Annotated in this window: 16 protein-coding genes; 2 read left to right on the forward strand and 14 right to left on the reverse strand. The window is 39.1% G+C overall.

The genetic code is table 11. From position 1 onward, the window contains the following. Positions 1-52 precede the first annotated feature (52 nt). Positions 53-1,327 (forward strand): MFS transporter, encoded by a 1,275-nt coding sequence (locus RI844_RS06470; protein ID WP_348397626.1) that lies wholly within the window; start codon positions 53-55, stop codon positions 1,325-1,327. 67 nt (positions 1,328-1,394) lie between these two features. On the opposite strand, the gene RI844_RS06475 is transcribed toward RI844_RS06470, so the two are convergent. Next, entirely contained in the window at positions 1,395-2,696 is a 1,302-nt protein-coding gene (locus RI844_RS06475; RefSeq protein ID WP_348397627.1) for a carbohydrate porin, read from the reverse strand. 175 nt (positions 2,697-2,871) lie between these two features. Next, positions 2,872-3,900, reverse strand: a complete 1,029-nt coding sequence (locus tag RI844_RS06480) for an AraC family transcriptional regulator (RefSeq protein ID WP_348397628.1) — start codon at positions 3,898-3,900, stop codon at positions 2,872-2,874. Positions 3,901-3,990: 90 nt separating this feature from the next. On the opposite strand from RI844_RS06480, the gene RI844_RS06485 reads away from it, so the two are divergent. Continuing rightward, entirely contained in the window at positions 3,991-5,040 is a 1,050-nt protein-coding gene (locus RI844_RS06485) for a helix-turn-helix domain-containing protein (RefSeq protein ID WP_348397629.1), read from the forward strand. A 98-nt stretch (positions 5,041-5,138) separates the two neighbouring features. Here RI844_RS06485 and RI844_RS06490 read toward each other — a convergent pair whose 3' ends face one another. From RI844_RS06490 to RI844_RS06545, 12 genes are all read right to left on the reverse strand, one after another. Next, positions 5,139-5,975 (reverse strand): hypothetical protein, encoded by an 837-nt coding sequence (locus RI844_RS06490; protein ID WP_348397630.1) that lies wholly within the window; start codon positions 5,973-5,975, stop codon positions 5,139-5,141. Between the two features lie 420 nt (positions 5,976-6,395). After that, positions 6,396-7,571 (reverse strand): acyl-CoA dehydrogenase family protein, encoded by a 1,176-nt coding sequence (locus RI844_RS06495; RefSeq protein WP_348397631.1) that lies wholly within the window; start codon positions 7,569-7,571, stop codon positions 6,396-6,398. A gap of 36 nt (positions 7,572-7,607) precedes the next feature. Next, positions 7,608-8,759 carry an acyl-CoA dehydrogenase family protein gene (locus RI844_RS06500; RefSeq protein ID WP_348397632.1) on the reverse strand — a complete coding sequence of 384 codons (1,152 nt, stop codon included), beginning with the start codon at positions 8,757-8,759 and terminating at the stop codon, positions 7,608-7,610. 180 nt (positions 8,760-8,939) lie between these two features. After that, positions 8,940-10,298, reverse strand: a complete 1,359-nt coding sequence (locus RI844_RS06505) for a metal-dependent hydrolase family protein (protein ID WP_348397633.1) — start codon at positions 10,296-10,298, stop codon at positions 8,940-8,942. A 97-nt stretch (positions 10,299-10,395) separates the two neighbouring features. After that, positions 10,396-11,250 carry a Phenylacetic acid catabolic protein gene (locus tag RI844_RS06510; RefSeq protein ID WP_348397634.1) on the reverse strand — a complete coding sequence of 285 codons (855 nt, stop codon included), beginning with the start codon at positions 11,248-11,250 and terminating at the stop codon, positions 10,396-10,398. A gap of 89 nt (positions 11,251-11,339) precedes the next feature. After that, positions 11,340-11,549, reverse strand: coding sequence for a PaaD-like zinc ribbon domain-containing protein (locus tag RI844_RS06515; RefSeq protein ID WP_348386500.1), 210 nt, complete (start codon positions 11,547-11,549; stop codon positions 11,340-11,342). Next, positions 11,549-11,782 carry a hypothetical protein gene (locus RI844_RS06520; protein WP_348386501.1) on the reverse strand — a complete coding sequence of 78 codons (234 nt, stop codon included), beginning with the start codon at positions 11,780-11,782 and terminating at the stop codon, positions 11,549-11,551. Before RI844_RS06520 ends, RI844_RS06515 begins: the two co-directional genes overlap by 1 nt. Before the next feature lie 44 nt (positions 11,783-11,826). Beyond that, complete coding sequence (locus tag RI844_RS06525) at positions 11,827-12,147, reverse strand: metal-sulfur cluster assembly factor (protein WP_348397635.1); 321 nt, start codon at positions 12,145-12,147, stop codon at positions 11,827-11,829. 76 nt (positions 12,148-12,223) lie between these two features. Next, the gene (locus RI844_RS06530) at positions 12,224-13,195 is read right to left on the reverse strand and encodes a 1,2-phenylacetyl-CoA epoxidase subunit PaaC (RefSeq protein WP_348386503.1); all 972 of its coding nucleotides are present in this window, start codon (positions 13,193-13,195) and stop codon (positions 12,224-12,226) included. Between the two features lie 549 nt (positions 13,196-13,744). Continuing rightward, positions 13,745-14,776 (reverse strand): YeiH family protein, encoded by a 1,032-nt coding sequence (locus tag RI844_RS06535; protein WP_348397636.1) that lies wholly within the window; start codon positions 14,774-14,776, stop codon positions 13,745-13,747. A 214-nt stretch (positions 14,777-14,990) separates the two neighbouring features. Next, positions 14,991-16,139 carry an acyl-CoA dehydrogenase family protein gene (locus RI844_RS06540; protein ID WP_348397637.1) on the reverse strand — a complete coding sequence of 383 codons (1,149 nt, stop codon included), beginning with the start codon at positions 16,137-16,139 and terminating at the stop codon, positions 14,991-14,993. Between the two features lie 200 nt (positions 16,140-16,339). Beyond that, positions 16,340-17,554 carry a carbohydrate porin gene (locus tag RI844_RS06545; RefSeq protein ID WP_348397638.1) on the reverse strand — a complete coding sequence of 405 codons (1,215 nt, stop codon included), beginning with the start codon at positions 17,552-17,554 and terminating at the stop codon, positions 16,340-16,342. Positions 17,555-17,686 lie beyond the last annotated feature (132 nt).

The raw sequence follows: 17,686 nt of genomic DNA on the forward strand, positions 1-17,686 counted from the left end.
CAAAATTAATACGTAAACATCATTTCATTTACCAAAACAAGATCATAGCTTTATGTTTAACTTTTCTTTTTTCCCCCAATGGCAACAGCGCTACAACATTACAATATTGTGTACGATTGCGTTATTTATTTGCTTTATCGACAGGGTCAATATTTCGGTCGCTATACTGCCAATGCAAACGGAATTTGGCTGGAGTGATACGGTTAAAGGCATGGTATTAGCCTCATTTTTTATTGGCTATATGCTAATGCAAATTGTTGGGGGAGTACTCGCCAGTAAATTTGGTGGCAAAATAGTTCTTGGTAGCGCAGTGATCTTTTGGTCGATATTCACTATGTTAACGCCGATTCTGGCAATGGCATCATTACCTATGCTAATTCTTGGACGTATACTGCTTGGATTAGGTGAAGGAGCAAGCGTACCATCGGCTTACTCTTTATTTAAGCATTGGGTACCAAAAGCAGAGCAGGCACGAACAATTAGTATCTTTTCCAGTGGTGCTCCATTAGGAACTATCATTGGGTTAATAGCCTCAGGTTGGATAATTAATCATTATGACTGGGCAATGGTGTTTTATATATTTGGTTCATTAGGGTTTATCTGGGTTGTATTTTGGCTATTATTCGCCTATTCAAAACCCAAAGACAATCCTAAAATAAGCAAAGAAGAAGTGAAATTAATTTACGCGGAGAAAGAAGAAATTAAACAACACGAGCCTGTGCCGTGGAAACAGTTCTTCAACAAAGCCCCTGTTTGGGCATTATTTTATACCGCATTTACCACACAATGGACGTTATATTTATTTCTTGCCTGGTTGCCAAGTTATTTTGCTGATGTGCACGGTTTTAGTATTACCCAAGCAGGTCTTTCGTCAGCTGCACCTTGGTTGACCATGATAATTATGATGAATGTGGCCGGGGTTGTCTCTGACAAACTTATTAAGTCAGGAAAATCTGCAGGGTTTACTCGCAAACTTGTTCAAAGTTTGGGGTTACTCGGTTCGGCACTATTTTTGTTTTTAGTTTTATTCGTCAGTGAACCAATAATGGCAGTATTATACACTTGTGGTGCGTTAGGTGCATTATCATTTTGTTATTCTGGATATACCGTTAACCCTATGGATATAGCACCTAAACACTCAGAATCATTGTTTGGTGTGGTTAATACCGCAGCGACCTTACCGGGCATATTAGCGGTAGCAATTACTGGCTGGTTAGTCGACATTACAAGTAGCTACCATTCTGCTTTTATCCTTGCTGCAGGACTTAGTATTAGCGGTGCTTTGATATTTATCATCTACGGAACGGGTAAAAAAATAATCGATTAACCTAAGTTTAAAAACCAAATGCCGGTAATAAAACCCGGCATTTAATTCAGTATCACACCCAGTTAGATTAAAGCGTTATACGAAACCTTACACTTGCGACAAACGCACTGTCATCTTCGGCGTTGGTGTGTGGATCAATAATGTACTGAAAGTTTGGTGTTATTTGTACTGTTTCAGCCAACTGAAAACGGTAAAATGTTTCAATCGTTGTGGTATATTCATTAGTGGCAAAGCCTACATCGTATAACGGCTCTATTATTTTACCGTGATTTATCGCCAAACCAAATAAGTCAGAGCGGTCTTCAAAGTACTTAATAAAGCCAACATTTACCTCTTGTTCATACAACTGTACATCATTTGCTGAATCTGCATCAGAGAAGCCTAGCTGGCTAAATATCATCCACTCCATGTTCCAAGTCCAGTTAAAGCCAAACACCACACCGTAAGAGTCAGAGTCTTCGCCTTTTACTTTACGCTCATCGACTTGCCACAACGTTACATGAAAGTTTTTAAAATACCTCTCGTCTCGCGTTGGCGACCAGCCAAATTCAGCGTATTTATATAATTCATCAGCACCTTCTTCAAAAAACTCTAAGTCATCAGTCGAAACGCCATTGGCATCATTAACACCACCTAAGGCATAATAAGAGTCATTTAGCCAACCTCCAATACCTACCCCCCAGCTCCAGTCTGGCGCGGCTATAGTCATATTGATTAGGTTATCCAGATTCGAAAATCCTGTCCAAGGCGACGCATAACCTAAAACATTATGATAATCATTTGGATCATAACGGCCAATGACCATACCTCCATTACCATCGAATAATGTTTGTGTCCATTTGACATCACCAATGATGTCTTTACTGTCATTAAATAACATAGCGGTTTGGCTTAAATAACCAAACTCACCACCGAGTGAAGCTGGTGCTGTATCACCATAGTCATGCCTATGATCAAGACTAAATACAAAAGCCCCCGGATTTTTTCCGCCTCGATCTACAAGTTCCCATTTACCAGTAAATCTTAATATGCCTGAGCCAGCGGTATTTGTATTAGTATCTGGTTCAATGGTTTCTTGCATCATGCTGGTATAAGCGATACCAAATTGAAAGCCAGTATCTTTATACAGTTGAGACTTCCATGCGCGCAGGTCTTCTGTTGCCTGATCTAAAATAGGCATGCGAATAAGTGGATATTTGTCTTTATTATCTTCTTCTAGCTGATGCCCCGACTCGCCCGGCGCACCAAAGCCTTCATCTGCGTCATAAGGCTTTTCTTTAGTAGATTCTTCTTTTGCTAACGAATATGGAGAAGCAAGTAAGGCTATTGCTACAGCACCTACTTGAAACAATTTTGAGATGTTTTTCATGAATTTCCCTTAGACAATTTCTTTTCATGGTTATACATCACCTATTAAATGGTGATTTTACAATCATTTATCTATAAGAATAGAAAAAAGTTGAGATTATTCAAATAAATACCCCAAAAAAGCAACCTTAATTTTATAAAAATTAAGGTTGCTGACATTGGCTAAATTTTACCCATTAAGTAACTTTTAATTTTGCTCTGAATTCTCGAGGCGTTTGGCCACTATGAGCCTTAAATGAGCGAGTAAAATTGCTATTCTCAGAGAAGCAAAGTTTTTCTGCCACTTCAACCAGCTTGAGATCTAAGTTTGATAAATACTCTTTTGCTAACGTCATCCGGGCATTTTCAGAAATATCGCGATAATTTAAACCAAACTGTTTTATTTTTTGGCTTAAACTGCGGGTACTCATGCCTAACTCTCTGGCAATTGCTTCTTTAGAAAACACGCCTTTTTTCATTAGTTCTAATATATTAGAATAAATGCGCGTGGGTAATTCAAAGTATTCAAAGCGCTGTTCGTATTCATCTACTAATTGTTGATTCAAAGCATAAATTTGCGGATCGAAGCCTACCTGTTCGATATCTAATTGGCCTGTAGTTAAATAAAAGCCGCTATCATCACAGTCAAACTCAACTTCGGTATCAAACACACGGTTTATTTCTTCAACGTACTTTTGTTCTGGTTTAGGGATACTTAAGCAAACCTTATGAAAAATAAATTCATTACTGACACTAAATTTCAAGTGTGCATACATATTACATACCCAGGCGAGCTGCATTTTAGACTCACTAAGTTTATGATGACGAGATCTCGCACCAACAAACCAACCATCATCCGACTCTTTTAAATACACTTCAGCGCCAGTGCTAATCATTGAGTAATGCTTGATAAGTAATTCAATATTCTCTCGAACTGTTTTGCAGGAATAACATAAAGGTCCTAGCGCATTAAAAGTCACTGGACGGTAGTTATTAACAATATTTAATACTAAGAAAGGCTTCTTTTCGTTATTTAACAACAACGCTAAAATAGGAAGAAACGAGCTGCCTTTTACTCGGCCACATTGAGCGAGTAAATCTTGGCTATCAATAATCTCCATGTATTGTCGTAAAGAATCGACACTCTCGCCAGCATCCTCCAGCGTTTGAATAAGCATGTGCAACAATGAACGGATCACTGAATGTTGATAGTCGAGTATTTCCACCTTGCCTTCCTTATAAGAGTCAGCATAAAATATTGAATCTGCTAATATTTAATTATTATTCAAAAACAATTAATTGAAAAGATATATTATATGAAACTTGAAGTTGCTGGCCATACAAAACGTTATCTTTTTATTTTAGAAGCATTTAAAAAGATTTATTCTGAACAAATAAATTTGAATGATGACATATCATCATTATTAAATAGTTATATTCATGCGGACGATTTAAGTGTTAGCGGCCGAAAATATATAAAAAATATTATTCAAAAATGGGGCGAAACAAACCTGCAATTTCCCATTCAATTAAATTTTGCCAAACCTATCAATCCAGCCTTATTCGGTATTTTTGGTTTAGCGGTAAGTTCTGCAACAACTTTACGTTGTTTTTTTGAATTTTGGGCTGAGTTTTCTCGTATTTTATTTATTTTTAACACCGCATCATTTGAAGAAACGGATGAATATGGCGTGTTAACCTTTCTCCCTGATAAAGACGTAATTGAAGATAATATTCATTATCAAACTATTCAAGGCGGCATTTCGGCAAGCTTGTCAAATTTACGCACTGTTGCCCATAAAGATTTTAGTCCTGACAAAATTATAGTGCCGGAAGGAATTGAACAAAGAACTCAGGAAAAGCTTGCCAAGCTTGCTGGTTGTGTTGTTGAAACAACCACTGAGAATAAAGGTCAAATACTGATCAACAAACAGCGCTTAACGATGCTTTTACCTGCTGGTGATAGTCATTGTAATTTGGCTTATTATCAATTGGCTTCAAAACGACTCATTGAAATAACTCCAGACAATATGGTATTAAAAGTTAGATCTTGGTTTATAGATACAGTATTAAGTAACAACATTGACAATGGTGATATCAGTAAAGATTTAGGTTTGAGTCTAGACTTTATTAATATGAAGTTAAATGAACAGAACACCGATCTAAACACCATTAAAAATAAAGTATTACCAGTATTAGCAAGGCACTTATTACAACAACCAGGAATGCAAATTAAGCAGATAGCTTTTAAACTTGGTTATACCAGCTCAAGTTCATTTAATAAGGCTTACAATCGTTGGACAGGCAACTCACCGGCTGATTATCGAAAGTCATATTTAGAGCGGATTAATAATTTAAAGTTTTAACACTACAAATCAATGCTCATCCATGAGGACTTGCATTGATTAATCCCTGGATCAAAAAACCGCTAAATTTAGCGTTTTTTATTTTTAGCTGTGATGCTTTATTTAAACCAGTTTGCCATAACGTTTTCGACCACAGGCGATACATTAAAGCTGATCATCCATTCAGGACCAAAGGCATCTGGCTTTTCAACATAATAGTTAATTTCCATACCAAGTTTCCAAGGTCTTGTACCAAACATAACAGTTTTACCAAATGAGAAGTTTAGCGGAATGGTCCACTCCTCGGCTTTATGATCATAGCTAATGGTCGGTGAACTACCGTAGTTCCAACCACCACCAGGCAGTTTTACATAAAAGAATTGTGACGAAGTTATACTGATATCAATATCGCCGGCCACATCCCATTGGTGGTTTGGAAACATACCTATAATACCGTCTTTAGATATTTGTCCCCATAAAAACTCTGGTCCCAAGGTTGTCGCTTCGCCGCCACCTACTTTTTCATCGCCAGTAGGTAATGAAGTAAATATCCCTACCGCCATTAACTCTCCAGGGTTATCTTTCGGTGGTGCAAATGCATAAGCAACATCCATAGAGATATCCCCTAAACCCGACTCTTCTTGCCATGGCGTAGAGATATGCATTGGAACTGCTGGTCGCCAAATAATTTTAGTGCCATCATCACGTGGAAAAGGTAATGAGGGTTGAAACAGTATCATTTGTCCATCTTGGTCGTCAGCGCCTGGAATATCTCCTTCATAGGTGCGATGTTGAAATTTAAAATTTAACGAAGCATAGGCTGTATTAGGGTTTGCTAACTCTTTTGCGGCTTTATCTGCAGCATTTTCTTCGGCTGATAGCGCTGAAAATGACATTGAAGCAAGTAAAGCTAGTGCAAGCTTAGGCAAACTTATGCACAGAAAAAGTTGAGACATATAATTTTCTCCTGGAACGACAATTCTTATTAGTAATTTTTATACCAACTGAAATAAATATGTTATCTACTTTTGGCTGAGGGAAAATGAATAAATACAAGGCATAAAATTAAATATCTAGTTGTTCTACATATTAATTTTATAACACAGTAGTTATTTATTTTAACCAGCCAAAATGATTAGATATTCATTTCATTTGGTATTATTACTTTATGTATAGCAGAGAAATGTAAAATGGGTAGTTCGAAGATGTGTTTTTTAAAGTATTTAATAAATAAATCAATAAGATATTGATTGTATAACTTAAGTGCTCCCTATTTTCATAACGCGCGAATAAATTCACGCCAACCAAGTTAACTCCAACCTGGTTGGTTCGATTTTAATCAGGCGTTATCCCCTACGAAACCCTGTAAATTATATCTAGTACGATTTAGGTAAACCTAAAACGTGTTCCCCTAAATAGTTTAACGTCATTTGTTGTGTTACTGGCGCTAACCTAAATAGCTGACATTCTCTAAACCAACGCTCAACGTGATATTCGCGGGCGAAACCACAACCACCTAAGGTTTGCATAGCATGGTGAGTAGCTTCTAATGCAGATTCTGCGGCAAGCCATTTCGCCATATTTGCAACATCGCCTACTTCTTTATCTGACTTACCTTCATCATATAACGTAGCAGCTTTTAACACTTGTCCCCAGGCAGCTTCAACTTTGGCATATGCAGCTGCTAATGGATGCTGTACCGCTTGATGAGCACCTATTGGTTGGCCAAATACATTACGCTCTTTGGCATACTCAATCGCGTGTTCAAGAGCTAGTTTTGCCGTACCACAGGCGCCAGAGGCAATTAAAATACGCTCAGGGTTTAAGGTGCCTAATAGCTGGTAAAAACCTTTGCCTTCTTCACCAAGCAAACAATCTTTTGAGACACGTACATTATCAAAGAATACTTGGAACGATTTATAATAATGATAACCGTGCTTATCAATTGGTGTGTAGCTAATACCATCGCATGGCAGGTCTACTAAGAATAAAGAAATACCGGCAGCTTTATTTTTCACATCTTCTTTCTTGGTTGTACGAGCAACAATAAGAACAGCATCGGTATTGTCAATATTGGTAATAAACCATTTACCGCCGCTTATGATGTAATCATCACCATCTTTTTTGGCAAATGTTTCAATGTTTAATGAGTTGGTACCTGCATTTGGCTCAGATAAAGCGAATGCACAGGTTTTCGCGCCAGCGGCAAATGCTGGTAAGTATTTTTCTTTTTGCCTGTCATTAGCATGATGGGCAACAGATAAGTTACCTAGCAAACCAAATAAATACCCCAATGCAGGGCCACCGCCACCACCGCCACGACATAACGCCTCCATAGCTAATGCAACATCGGTTAATCCAGCATCGGCACCGCCCCACTTTTCAGCAAGTGGCAAACCAAAAAAACCTAGTGAACCAATTTCTTCCATAAATTCTTGTGGATATTGTTTATTTTCATCCATTTCGCGCCAGTATTCTGGGTCATATTTTTTAGCAAGATCAGCGGCCATATCGGCGATCATTTGCTGTTCCATGGTTAAATCAAAATTCATAATATTTATCTCTTATATTTTTGTATTAGCTTTAACCTAAAAGGCGTTCAAACCAGTGATGGCACGGCCAATCATTAGCTTTTGAATTTCGTTAGTTCCTTCTGTTACTCGGAACACCTTTGCTGCACGCGCCATATATTCAACCGGGAATTCGCGAGTAACACCATTACCACCGTGAATCTTTGTGGCTTCATCAACAATTTCACAAGCCAAATCAGTACAGAACCATTTCGCCATAGCCGCATCAATATCTGAGCGTTTCTTTTGATCAATTGAGCTTAATGCTTTAAACGCCATAAGTTTACCCGCTTCTATTTGGGTAGCCATGGTTGCTAATTTTTCTTGAACAATTTGTTTTGCCGCAATAGGCTTACCAAATTGCACACGATCTAATGCGTACTGTACGGCTTCATCAAAAGCAGCTTGCGCAATACCCATTGCCATTAAGCCAACAATTGGACGAGACGATTGCAACAGTGTTAATAACATTTTCAGGCCTTGGCCTGGCGTTGCCACCATATTTTCTTTTGGCACACGGCAATTATCAAAGAATACTTGTGCCGTTGATTGACTGTTTAGAGCAGTTTTATCAATGTTAGTAGTTTCATAACCGTGCTCTTCACGATCAACTAAAAATACTGCAAGTCCGGTTTCTTCACCTTCAGTAACGTTAACCAATACATACATAAAGTCGGAGTAATCACCACTTGATATCCACATTTTTTCGCCGTTGATAATAAAGTGCTCATCACCATCTGGTTTAGCACGACAAGTAGCAGAAGAGATATCTGAGCCTGTACCAGGTTCAGAGATAGCAACCGAAGCAATCAATTCACAATTAATGAAGCCTTCAAGGTACTTACTACGAAGTGGCTCAGGTGTACCTGAAACCATTTTACCCGAGGCAAAATAAATTAATGTGGTTATCGCAATGTCTGGAGATACTTTGGCTAATTCATGCATCATTAAACCAAGCGTTACAGCGTCCATATCAAAGCCGCCAAGCTCTTCTGGTAAGAAACCATTCACTACGCCAAATGGAGCAAGCTTTGCTTGAATTTCTTTAGCTAATGGTGTTGGAATATATTTGTCGCGATATTCATCGGCGATAGGTTTAATTTCTGCTTGTAAGAATTTTTTAAAACTATCTACGGCGATAGTTTGCATCTCGTCTAATGAAAAATCCATAAGTGCCTCTATTTAGGGTCTGATTATTCTTTAACTGTTTATCAGGTTTATATCTATGCCTTTGATAATACCCCTTTAAAAACGAATAGGCTTATCATAACGAGCATAGCAATTGCGATGCTCTGTTTATACCGCTCGGTATTAGATAAGCCTTATATTGTAATCGGCTAAACTATAGCTCTATAAAGTATTTTTATGAAACTCGCCATCTTTCATAATCACTTGTATAGTTTCAATTTCATTAGTTTCAGCATCCCACCAACCATCGTCAGCGCCTACTAAAGAAATGTCATTTAAAGGGTTGCCATCAATCAATAATAAGTCGGCTAAAGCACCTTCTTCAATAACGCCAAGTTTGCCATAAGGATTACGCTTGCCAGACTGCGCGACAAATTCAGCAGAAACCGATGTTGCACGCTTTAACGTGTTAAAGTTGCCGAATAGTTCGGCGCCCCAATAAAGTTCATATCGACGTTGCTTAATATGACTTGACGGAGGGCCAAACGCATCTACAGCAAATGGAACTTTCGGTTGATATTTTTTAATTAACGGAATTAAATCGGCCATGTCTTTTTGCGCATTAACAATTTTATCAATGTTCACTTGTTGCAGGCCTGGCAATTCAGTTAAACGAGGCGATGTAGCATTAAATTGAGGAGCTAAAAATGCCCCCTTCTCAACCAACTTTTTCATGCCTCGTTCTTTGATCATTAAACCATGATCTACGCCCATCACTCCAGAATCTAGCGCACGCGAAATGGCTGCGTCGGTAAGTAAATGAGCGGTTACATAGGTACCCCAATCTTTGGCAGCATTTACCGCGGCCAATTGTTCTTCTGGTTGAAACTGTAATGAATCAAGCGGGTCAAAATCAGAGCCAGCCCCACCGCTTGCCATGATTTTTATTTGCGTAGCACCTTGGCGTAAGTTTTCGCGAACCGCGCGATAAATTTCAGCTTTACCATCAACCACTTTACCCATTTTTAATCGATGCCCTGCATCTACATGGCCTGTGCTCGCATGCGGCTCTGCCGGCGTTCGAAAATCACCATGGCCTGATGTTTGCGAGATAAACGCGCCTGATGGGTAAATTCTAGGGCCTGGAACGAGACCTTGATCTATAAGTTTTTTCAACGCAAAGGTATGGCCACCAACATCTCGAACTGTAGTAAAACCGTCATCAATAAACGTCTTCGCCGTTAACGTTGAACGAATGGCGTTTTCTTCCGGGCTGACATAGCCATGAATTTTACTTAAGGCTGTTGTGATTGCCAAATGCGCATGTACATCAATCATTCCTGGCATCAAGGTTTTATCTGTACCATCAATGATGACAGTACCGTTTTCAATGTCGAATTTGACTTTACTGATTTTTTTAATTTTATCATCAACCACTAACACATGATGCTTGTTTTTTAGTTGTTCATTTTTGCCATCGAATATGTTCACATTTTCAAATAACACTGCAGAGGCATGGCTATTAATCGATGTTATTAGCAGTAATATTGCAACGCTGGATTTAATTATTAAATTTTTCATTATTATTCTTCTTATTTTAGCTGAAGGTATTAAAAAAGCCCTGGCAAAAAAATCACCAAGGCTTTGATATTATTTTGAAGCAAGATTTGCTACAGAATTAATCGTAATCGAATGCGATTGTTTCAGGCTTGTCCCATAAATCGATTTCATCTTGCACTGAAATTGATAATGGACGACGCGCAAGAATTGCACCTTCGTTAGTAGGTACTACGTATTCCCATAACGCTGCCGACATTTCTGAACCTTCAACACGACGGCGACGATTGTTACGCTCGCTCGGGTTGATACTATCAACCAGTGCTTCAACTTTTTGCTCAGTAATATCCAGTACTTTGGCAAGTTTAGTTGTTGCTTCTTTGATAAACATTGCACGAGCATCACTCACTGATTGGCTACGAACACCAGATTCAAGTAAAGGACATTCGCTTGAAGCTTTATCTGTACCAAACCAAGCAATTGCAGCCCCTAAACGAGCTGGAAGTGCATTAATCGCTTCGTTTTTCTCTTCTTCTGTGAACAGGGTGAACCAACCATCTGAGTTTAAACGATGGAAGTAACACTCTTTACCAAATGCAGTCATCATTGAAGCAATATCTGCATGGTTACCATCTTTAAACGTCGCCATTAAGCGCCATACAGCAAGTTCAGCTAAGTAGGTTGTTAAAATATAATCACCGTAGCTTTGTGGTGGATTATCTAACATGTCCATGTTGTGAACATCTACTGCTTTACGACCAAATTCAATTTGAAAATCAGGTAAGTTATTTTCTTCTTCTAAATAACGGAAGATTGCACGGGTATGTCCCCATGTATCTTGTGACATAGCACCAAGTGCGGTTGCATCTTGTAAGTTGCGGCTATTCATCAAGCTTCTTGTGTACCAGTGACCTAGTACCCACTCCGTATCGGCGATACAAAGTAATTCTGCCATTAAGTTATTATCTATTTTCATTTCTTTCACCTTTCTATCTGCTCTGCTGTTAGCTCTATGCATGCCTCTGCAGAGCCTATATAAATTGTTTATTAGTTAATGCAACGGCCTTATTCAGGCATTTTGTGTTGCCATTTCATCCAACCGAATGTTTGCTTACAACCGTTACACTTAAATAGAATTTCTGACACTGTGCCACCAAAAGGACTGGCAACTTGAGTGTCGGTAGACTTACACCATGGACACTCAACAGTTTGATCGTATTCATCTTTGAATACTTTCTGCTCTCTATCAGTTTTAGGGTTATGTTTATTCGTCATTATGCAAAACCGATTGGTGTATCTTCTTTACCAATAATGCCCAAGATGTGATCTTGGCGAACACAGCATAACTCTACCCATGGCTTCTCTGAGTAAGTCATGTACGCTTGTGCTCTGGCTAAATCTTCGTTCAGCGCGTAAATACAACCTAAATGGCTTAATTCTTTGTCTATTTTTTCGCGACCAAATACTTCGTAAACTTTGGCATCCGCTTTATGATCAAGCTTGCTCATATTTTATATCTTCTCTCTTTTAGCCATTGCTGACTGTAATTCATTTAAATAACGTAACCGTGACGGGCTGCTCTTTCGCGAGCTTCCTCGGTGATGTGTGTACGGTCCCATTGATGGCCCCATTCAACTTTCACTTTCACTTTTTCAACGCCGTCTAAAGCGCCAACACGTTTTCTAATATCAGCCATCATTAGCTCTAATGCTGGACAGCCTATACAAGGTAAAACCAATCCAACATAAATGCCGCTATCAACCGTTGCCTCTACACGTTTGACCATCCCCATATCGAGGATATTCACGCCCATGTGAGGATCAATGACTTCTTTTAACGTGACATTAATTTGTTGTAATTGCTCGTTTACCAAAATAATTTACTCCACTCATTAGTATTTGCATCGTTTAACGTGGCGCATCTGATATCAATAAGTTGTAATTGTTGATTTACCAAAATGATGCGCCCCATTCTTCACGTTGTAGACGTTCATAAATAGCTGGACGCATGCGGCCACCTTTTTTCATGTTGCCAACAACATCAGACCATTCACATTTTTCCCAAATCCAATCGCCAGTTTCACGATCCCAAGTCATTGGGTATGGAAGATCTAATACGTATTTACCTTCATCTTCATCAAAATGTGCAGGTACTTCACAGCCAATTCGCTTAGCTAAGTTACATGCAGACTGTAACCATTTATCACGCATTTCATCGTTTGACCATTTACGCACACCGTAAATCAATTGATCCATTTTACCTTTCATGGCATCAGGTCGGCCGTACCAGAACACACCGTGTGGGAATACCCAATCAACAGCTTCTTGTACCATTGCACGTGTTTCTTCGTTGTAGTTCCAGTAGAACTCCATCCAGTAAGAGCCGTGACGCATGTGGAATGCTTCTTCAAAATTTACTTTTTTCAAGGCACGACGGTATGGGGCAAAAGAACAGTGTAATTCGATGTCCCATGTAGTGTAACGACCCGCTCTGTCTAAGAATGCTTGCGCTACAACAAAGTAGATGTAGTTTTTAATTTCGAACTCAAGTACCGGCATTGACCAGAACTTCTCAGGTGGACGCTCAAATGCTTCTTTGTGCATATCTACACCGAAACGCTCCCACAACATACCTTGCTGATGTGCATGGCCAACTTCATCTTGAATAGAGCCAGAAATTGCCATTTTCGCGCCTAAGTCAGGTGCATTTACATAACCGGTTTGTGCCCAGGTTAGTACGGTAACTTCGCCTGCTGCAGCTATCTCTAGGGTATTTTCTAATACTTTACGGTAACGAGGGGTTAACTCATCAACGTTTTCAATTAACTCACCTGACTTGATTCGGTCAAGTAACGCTTGTTCAGCAGGATCATCGGCAACCATTTCTGGTTTTGCCATTGGTCGAATAACTGTTGATTCCATCTGTTGCTCCAATTTATAAGGATATTTATTATCTTGGTTTTCGTTTAATTACTTCTAATCAAACTTCATGGCTTTAAAATTAGCAGCCATTTGTCCTTATTTCGAACACTTTTACGTTTGCTCACAATTCGGCTAACGACTTAAGATTTAGTTATTAACCTTTGTTTTTATTAGATATTATTATTTTAAAAATTTATTTTTAGGAATAAGCAAGCATTTTACACTTGTCATTTTGAGCGTAAGAGGTTTCATGATTGATAATGAAACCCTATATTTTTTGTGGATTTGTCTTATTTTTATTAATAAGCCTAATTTAAGTTTAGCCTTTTGCTGAAGAAATACACCATATCTAGAGTTCTCTGCATGCATTTTTCACCTAAACCTTTACAAATCTATTGCCATAATTTACACGAAGTAATGAATGCCGTGATCACATGGATGTGAAGGAACGGTCCTTGACGATTTGCATTGATTAGTCCCTGAATCAAAAAAAGCCTGAATATTAGCGTATATTCAGGCTTTAGTCGTAGAGCATACAAGTAGCAGGAATTAAGCGAACAAATATATTCCAGCTAAGATAAGTGCGGCAAACAGCACTGTTTCAGCAGTTATCAACACAACAGGCTTCCAACCAACTGATGCTATTTGTTTTAAAGACGTTTTAACGCCTATCGCAGCAATAGATACCACTAAACACCAGCTAGATAGGGTTTTAATGACACTGGCAAGCTCTGCAGGAATTAATCCAACATTGTTCAGCAGCGCCAACACAAAGAAACCAATCAAGAATGTTGGGATAAAAGTAGATACGCCGCCCTCCATTTTGGCATCCCGCTCTTTAAAAGCAAAAAAGATGATCATCACAATTGGCAGTAACAAAGCTACCCGCAACAGCTTAATGTAAGTAGCAATATCACCAGCTTCTGGCGAAATAGAGTAACCCGCACCAACTACTTGTGCGACATCATGAATAGAACCACCAATAAATACCCCGGCTAAATCATCAGGTAAGCCCAGATACGAGACTATTAATGGATAAACCACCATGGCAATGGTACTTAATGTGGTAACGCCAATAACCGTTAAGGCAAAGAATTTCTCTTCATATTCTTTTTTCGGCAACACCGTTGATATTGCCGCCGCAGCTGAAACACCACACACTGCAACTGAGCCAGCAGATAACACGCCAAACACTTTAGATAGCCCTAACATTCGAGCAAAAAGCACACCAAAAGCGATCATAATGGCCATAGAAACCATGACTATCATTGGTGGAGTAATGCCTAAAGAAACGATATCAGAAAAAGCAATACGTACGCCTAACAAGGCAACGGCAAAACGAAGTACAGCACGGGATGAGAAATTTATACCGGCTTGATGTTTTGGTGACTCATATAAAAAATGCAAAGCCAAACCAAGTAATAAGGCGAATAGCATTACCGGTGCATCATAACGTGTGGCTAAAGCACCGGAAGCAATCGCTATTATGACACTTATTGCAACGCCAGAATAATGAGTTTTACATGTAATTAAAAAATTGCGTAGCATGCCTGTTGGCTGCGCCTGAGTTTCGGCTGTCATTGTTTTTCCCTTGAAATACAGTCTAGTTATACCAAGTTGATAACATTGATATTAGACATTCTATTTATCATTATGCGTTAAACAGTACTTAATTTCTTGTGGTTTTGTATTATCGATAACTGCAAAACTGTTTCTTAAAACAATAAAGGGGTCAGTGATATTTAACATTATAAAAATGCTTAAATATCACTGACCCCTTTAAAAACTTAAGTTTCTAGCTAAGTAAGTCGCGAGCAATGATCACTTTTTGAATTTCACTGGTACCTTCATAAATTGAAGTAATGCGTACATCACGAGCCATACGTTCAAGTGGATATTCTTTAATGTAGCCTGCGCCGCCCATCATTTGCAAAGCGTCATAACAAGCTTTATTAGCTTTGTCTGCAGCAAACAGCTTTGCCATAGAAGCAGCGGTGCCAAACGCCCCACCCTGCTCTTTAATATGCGCGGCTTGCATCAATAATAACCTTGCTGCTTCCAATTCGGTGTAGCGCTCAGCTAACATCCATTGTAAACCTTGAAAGTTGCTTATTGGCTGATCAAACTGCTTACGCTCTTTGGTGTATTCTTTAGCATAATCTAGCGCAGCTAAACCAATACCTAAAGCAAGTGAACCAATACCAATACGGCCACCAGCTAATTCACCAACAGCAACACCGAAACCTTTGTTTTCAGTGCCCATTAATGCACTTGCTGGGACACGGCAGTTTTCAAAATGTACTTCATTGGTAGGAGAAGCTTTCTGCCCCATTTTGTCTTCGTTTTTGCTGATGTTAATACCAGGGGTATTGGCTTCAACAATAAAACAAGAAATGCCACGACCTTTTTTCGCATCAGGGTCAGTTACCGCCCAAACCACGAACACACCAGCAAAGTTGCCGCTGGTAATAAATATTTTACTACCATTTAATATGTATTCATCACCGTCTTTAACTGCGGTTGTTTTCATTGCTGCAGGATCTGAACCTGCACCTGATTCAGTCAAACAAAAGCCGCCGGCCAAGTATTCACCAGAACAAATTCGTGGTAAGTACGTTTGCTTTTGCTGTTCATTTCCAACGGCTTGAATAACTTCCGCGACCATGTTGGTTACAGACGTTGTCACTGCGGTAGAGGCACAAGCTTTAGCAATTTCGGTTACAGCTAATGAAAAAGCGACAACTCCGGCTTCAACTCCGCCGTATTCGGCTTTAATATTTAAGCCCATAAAACCTAGTTCACACAATTGTGCCAGATTGTTTTTGAAAATCTCTTGATCGCCTGTTTCATCAAGCTTGGCCGCCACTGGCGCTAATTCAGATTCAGCGAACTTCTTCGCCATATCCTGAATCATCATTTGTTCTTCAGTTAATGAAAGGTTCATAAGTATCCCACATTTAATTTATTGTTGGTAAAGAGTCATAGTTTAGCTTTATTACCTATGCTAATAGACCCTTTACCTGTTTTTGACGATTTATATAGATATATAAATTGTAAGGTATTTTTTACAAAAAAAAAGGTCATTACCGGCAAAGTAATGACCTAAAACTATTCATAGTTATGTTTTTGCACAAAATTTAGCATCTACAAAATAATACGCGCCCGTAAACCGAATATCACTTGATCTTCTTCATTACTGATCGCTCCATTGCGCACGTACTGTACGTCTGGGATTAACTGTAAATAATCAGTCACCGGTATTTTGTAGTAAACCTGACCAATGTATTGATCTTGATCAGTGCCAAAGGCTTCTTTATTTACCTTACCCCAGTTTGCTGCAACACCTAAAGTGTCACCTTCTTTCAGCAAGCCATAATAGCCGGTACCAATCGATAAAGATTGCTCCAGCATTGGCGCGCTACCTTCTGCTACACCACCACGAATAAATGGCATCCATTTACCCATAATGAAACTTGCTGAAAAGTTAACACCTTCACTATCATCACCCGAGGCGTTGTTATCATGACGTGTACCGCCATCTTGATGCCAATAAGTAACGTGCACATTATCTAGGTAGATACGGCTTTTGCCGGCACCGGTATAACCTAGTTCAATCGATTTATGATGCTTTTCATCGTTTAGAAACTTATCAACATTATCGCTCATCTCGTCCATATCAGACATACCTGACGCGTCCGCAATACCACCAAGAACGTATACATTTTCGGTGATCATATGCGCTGCAGCCATACCAAATGCGGCATCATCTGGCAGAGCCATTGTGCCGCTACCGGTTGAGAACACTAAGTTAGAAAAATCGGTCCAGGGAGATGCTTGAGCATAGGCATCAAGGTAATCGGTAATATCCATAAAACCAGCCCAAACTACGGTATTACCGTCATTAAAGTTTTGACGCCAGTAAAGGTTAGTTACACGAGCACCTTGATCATTAAATGCTGCGCCTGACAAGCTCGCCATACCGATATTATTAATACCGTACATCTTTGGCGCTTCGTCGGTGTAAGCGTGGCGATGTTCAATTTTAAAGTTTAATGAACCGTTTTCTGTGGCAGCCCATGAGCCCATAAGACGAAAAACTCCCGATGCGGCTGAATCATCAGTACCTTCCATAGTATCACCTGAGGTGGTTCCAAAGGCTATATAATCGGCAGATAAGCTTAAACCGTAATCTTCTTCAAGCCGTTCTTTTACCGATATGCGTGGCGCATGTTTGTTATCTTCAATAACATGCTCAGTAGAGTCAGGAGAACCAACCTTTTGGCCATCTTTTGCAAACGCTAACGGGCTAATTGCTAATGATATTGCTAGTGCGACAGCACTTTTCATTTTTATTGACATAATAAATTACCTAATAATCCGAACATAATATTGTTTGAACGGCTAAATGAAGAAATATTTTTCAACATAATAAATAGGGTTGTTCTAATTTCATTGTCATTTCGAGCAATAAAATACTCTGAAAACAACTTG

The organism is Thalassotalea fonticola, assembly GCF_032911225.1.
Classification (GTDB): domain Bacteria; phylum Pseudomonadota; class Gammaproteobacteria; order Enterobacterales; family Alteromonadaceae; genus Thalassotalea_A; species Thalassotalea_A fonticola.

Coding starts and splice junctions, on each gene's coding strand:
- RI844_RS06470 (WP_348397626.1), top strand. CDS start 53: ATGTTTAACTTTTCTTTTTTCCCCCAATGGCAACAGCGCTACAACATT.
- RI844_RS06475 (WP_348397627.1), bottom strand. CDS start 2,696: ATGAAAAACATCTCAAAATTGTTTCAAGTAGGTGCTGTAGCAATAGCC.
- RI844_RS06485 (WP_348397629.1), top strand. CDS start 3,991: ATGAAACTTGAAGTTGCTGGCCATACAAAACGTTATCTTTTTATTTTA.
- RI844_RS06490 (WP_348397630.1), bottom strand. CDS start 5,975: ATGTCTCAACTTTTTCTGTGCATAAGTTTGCCTAAGCTTGCACTAGCT.
- RI844_RS06495 (WP_348397631.1), bottom strand. CDS start 7,571: ATGAATTTTGATTTAACCATGGAACAGCAAATGATCGCCGATATGGCC.
- RI844_RS06500 (WP_348397632.1), bottom strand. CDS start 8,759: ATGGATTTTTCATTAGACGAGATGCAAACTATCGCCGTAGATAGTTTT.
- RI844_RS06505 (WP_348397633.1), bottom strand. CDS start 10,298: ATGAAAAATTTAATAATTAAATCCAGCGTTGCAATATTACTGCTAATA.
- RI844_RS06510 (WP_348397634.1), bottom strand. CDS start 11,250: ATGAAAATAGATAATAACTTAATGGCAGAATTACTTTGTATCGCCGAT.
- RI844_RS06515 (WP_348386500.1), bottom strand. CDS start 11,549: ATGACGAATAAACATAACCCTAAAACTGATAGAGAGCAGAAAGTATTC.
- RI844_RS06520 (WP_348386501.1), bottom strand. CDS start 11,782: ATGAGCAAGCTTGATCATAAAGCGGATGCCAAAGTTTACGAAGTATTT.
- RI844_RS06530 (WP_348386503.1), bottom strand. CDS start 13,195: ATGGAATCAACAGTTATTCGACCAATGGCAAAACCAGAAATGGTTGCC.
- RI844_RS06535 (WP_348397636.1), bottom strand. CDS start 14,776: ATGACAGCCGAAACTCAGGCGCAGCCAACAGGCATGCTACGCAATTTT.
- RI844_RS06540 (WP_348397637.1), bottom strand. CDS start 16,139: ATGAACCTTTCATTAACTGAAGAACAAATGATGATTCAGGATATGGCG.
- RI844_RS06545 (WP_348397638.1), bottom strand. CDS start 17,554: ATGTCAATAAAAATGAAAAGTGCTGTCGCACTAGCAATATCATTAGCA.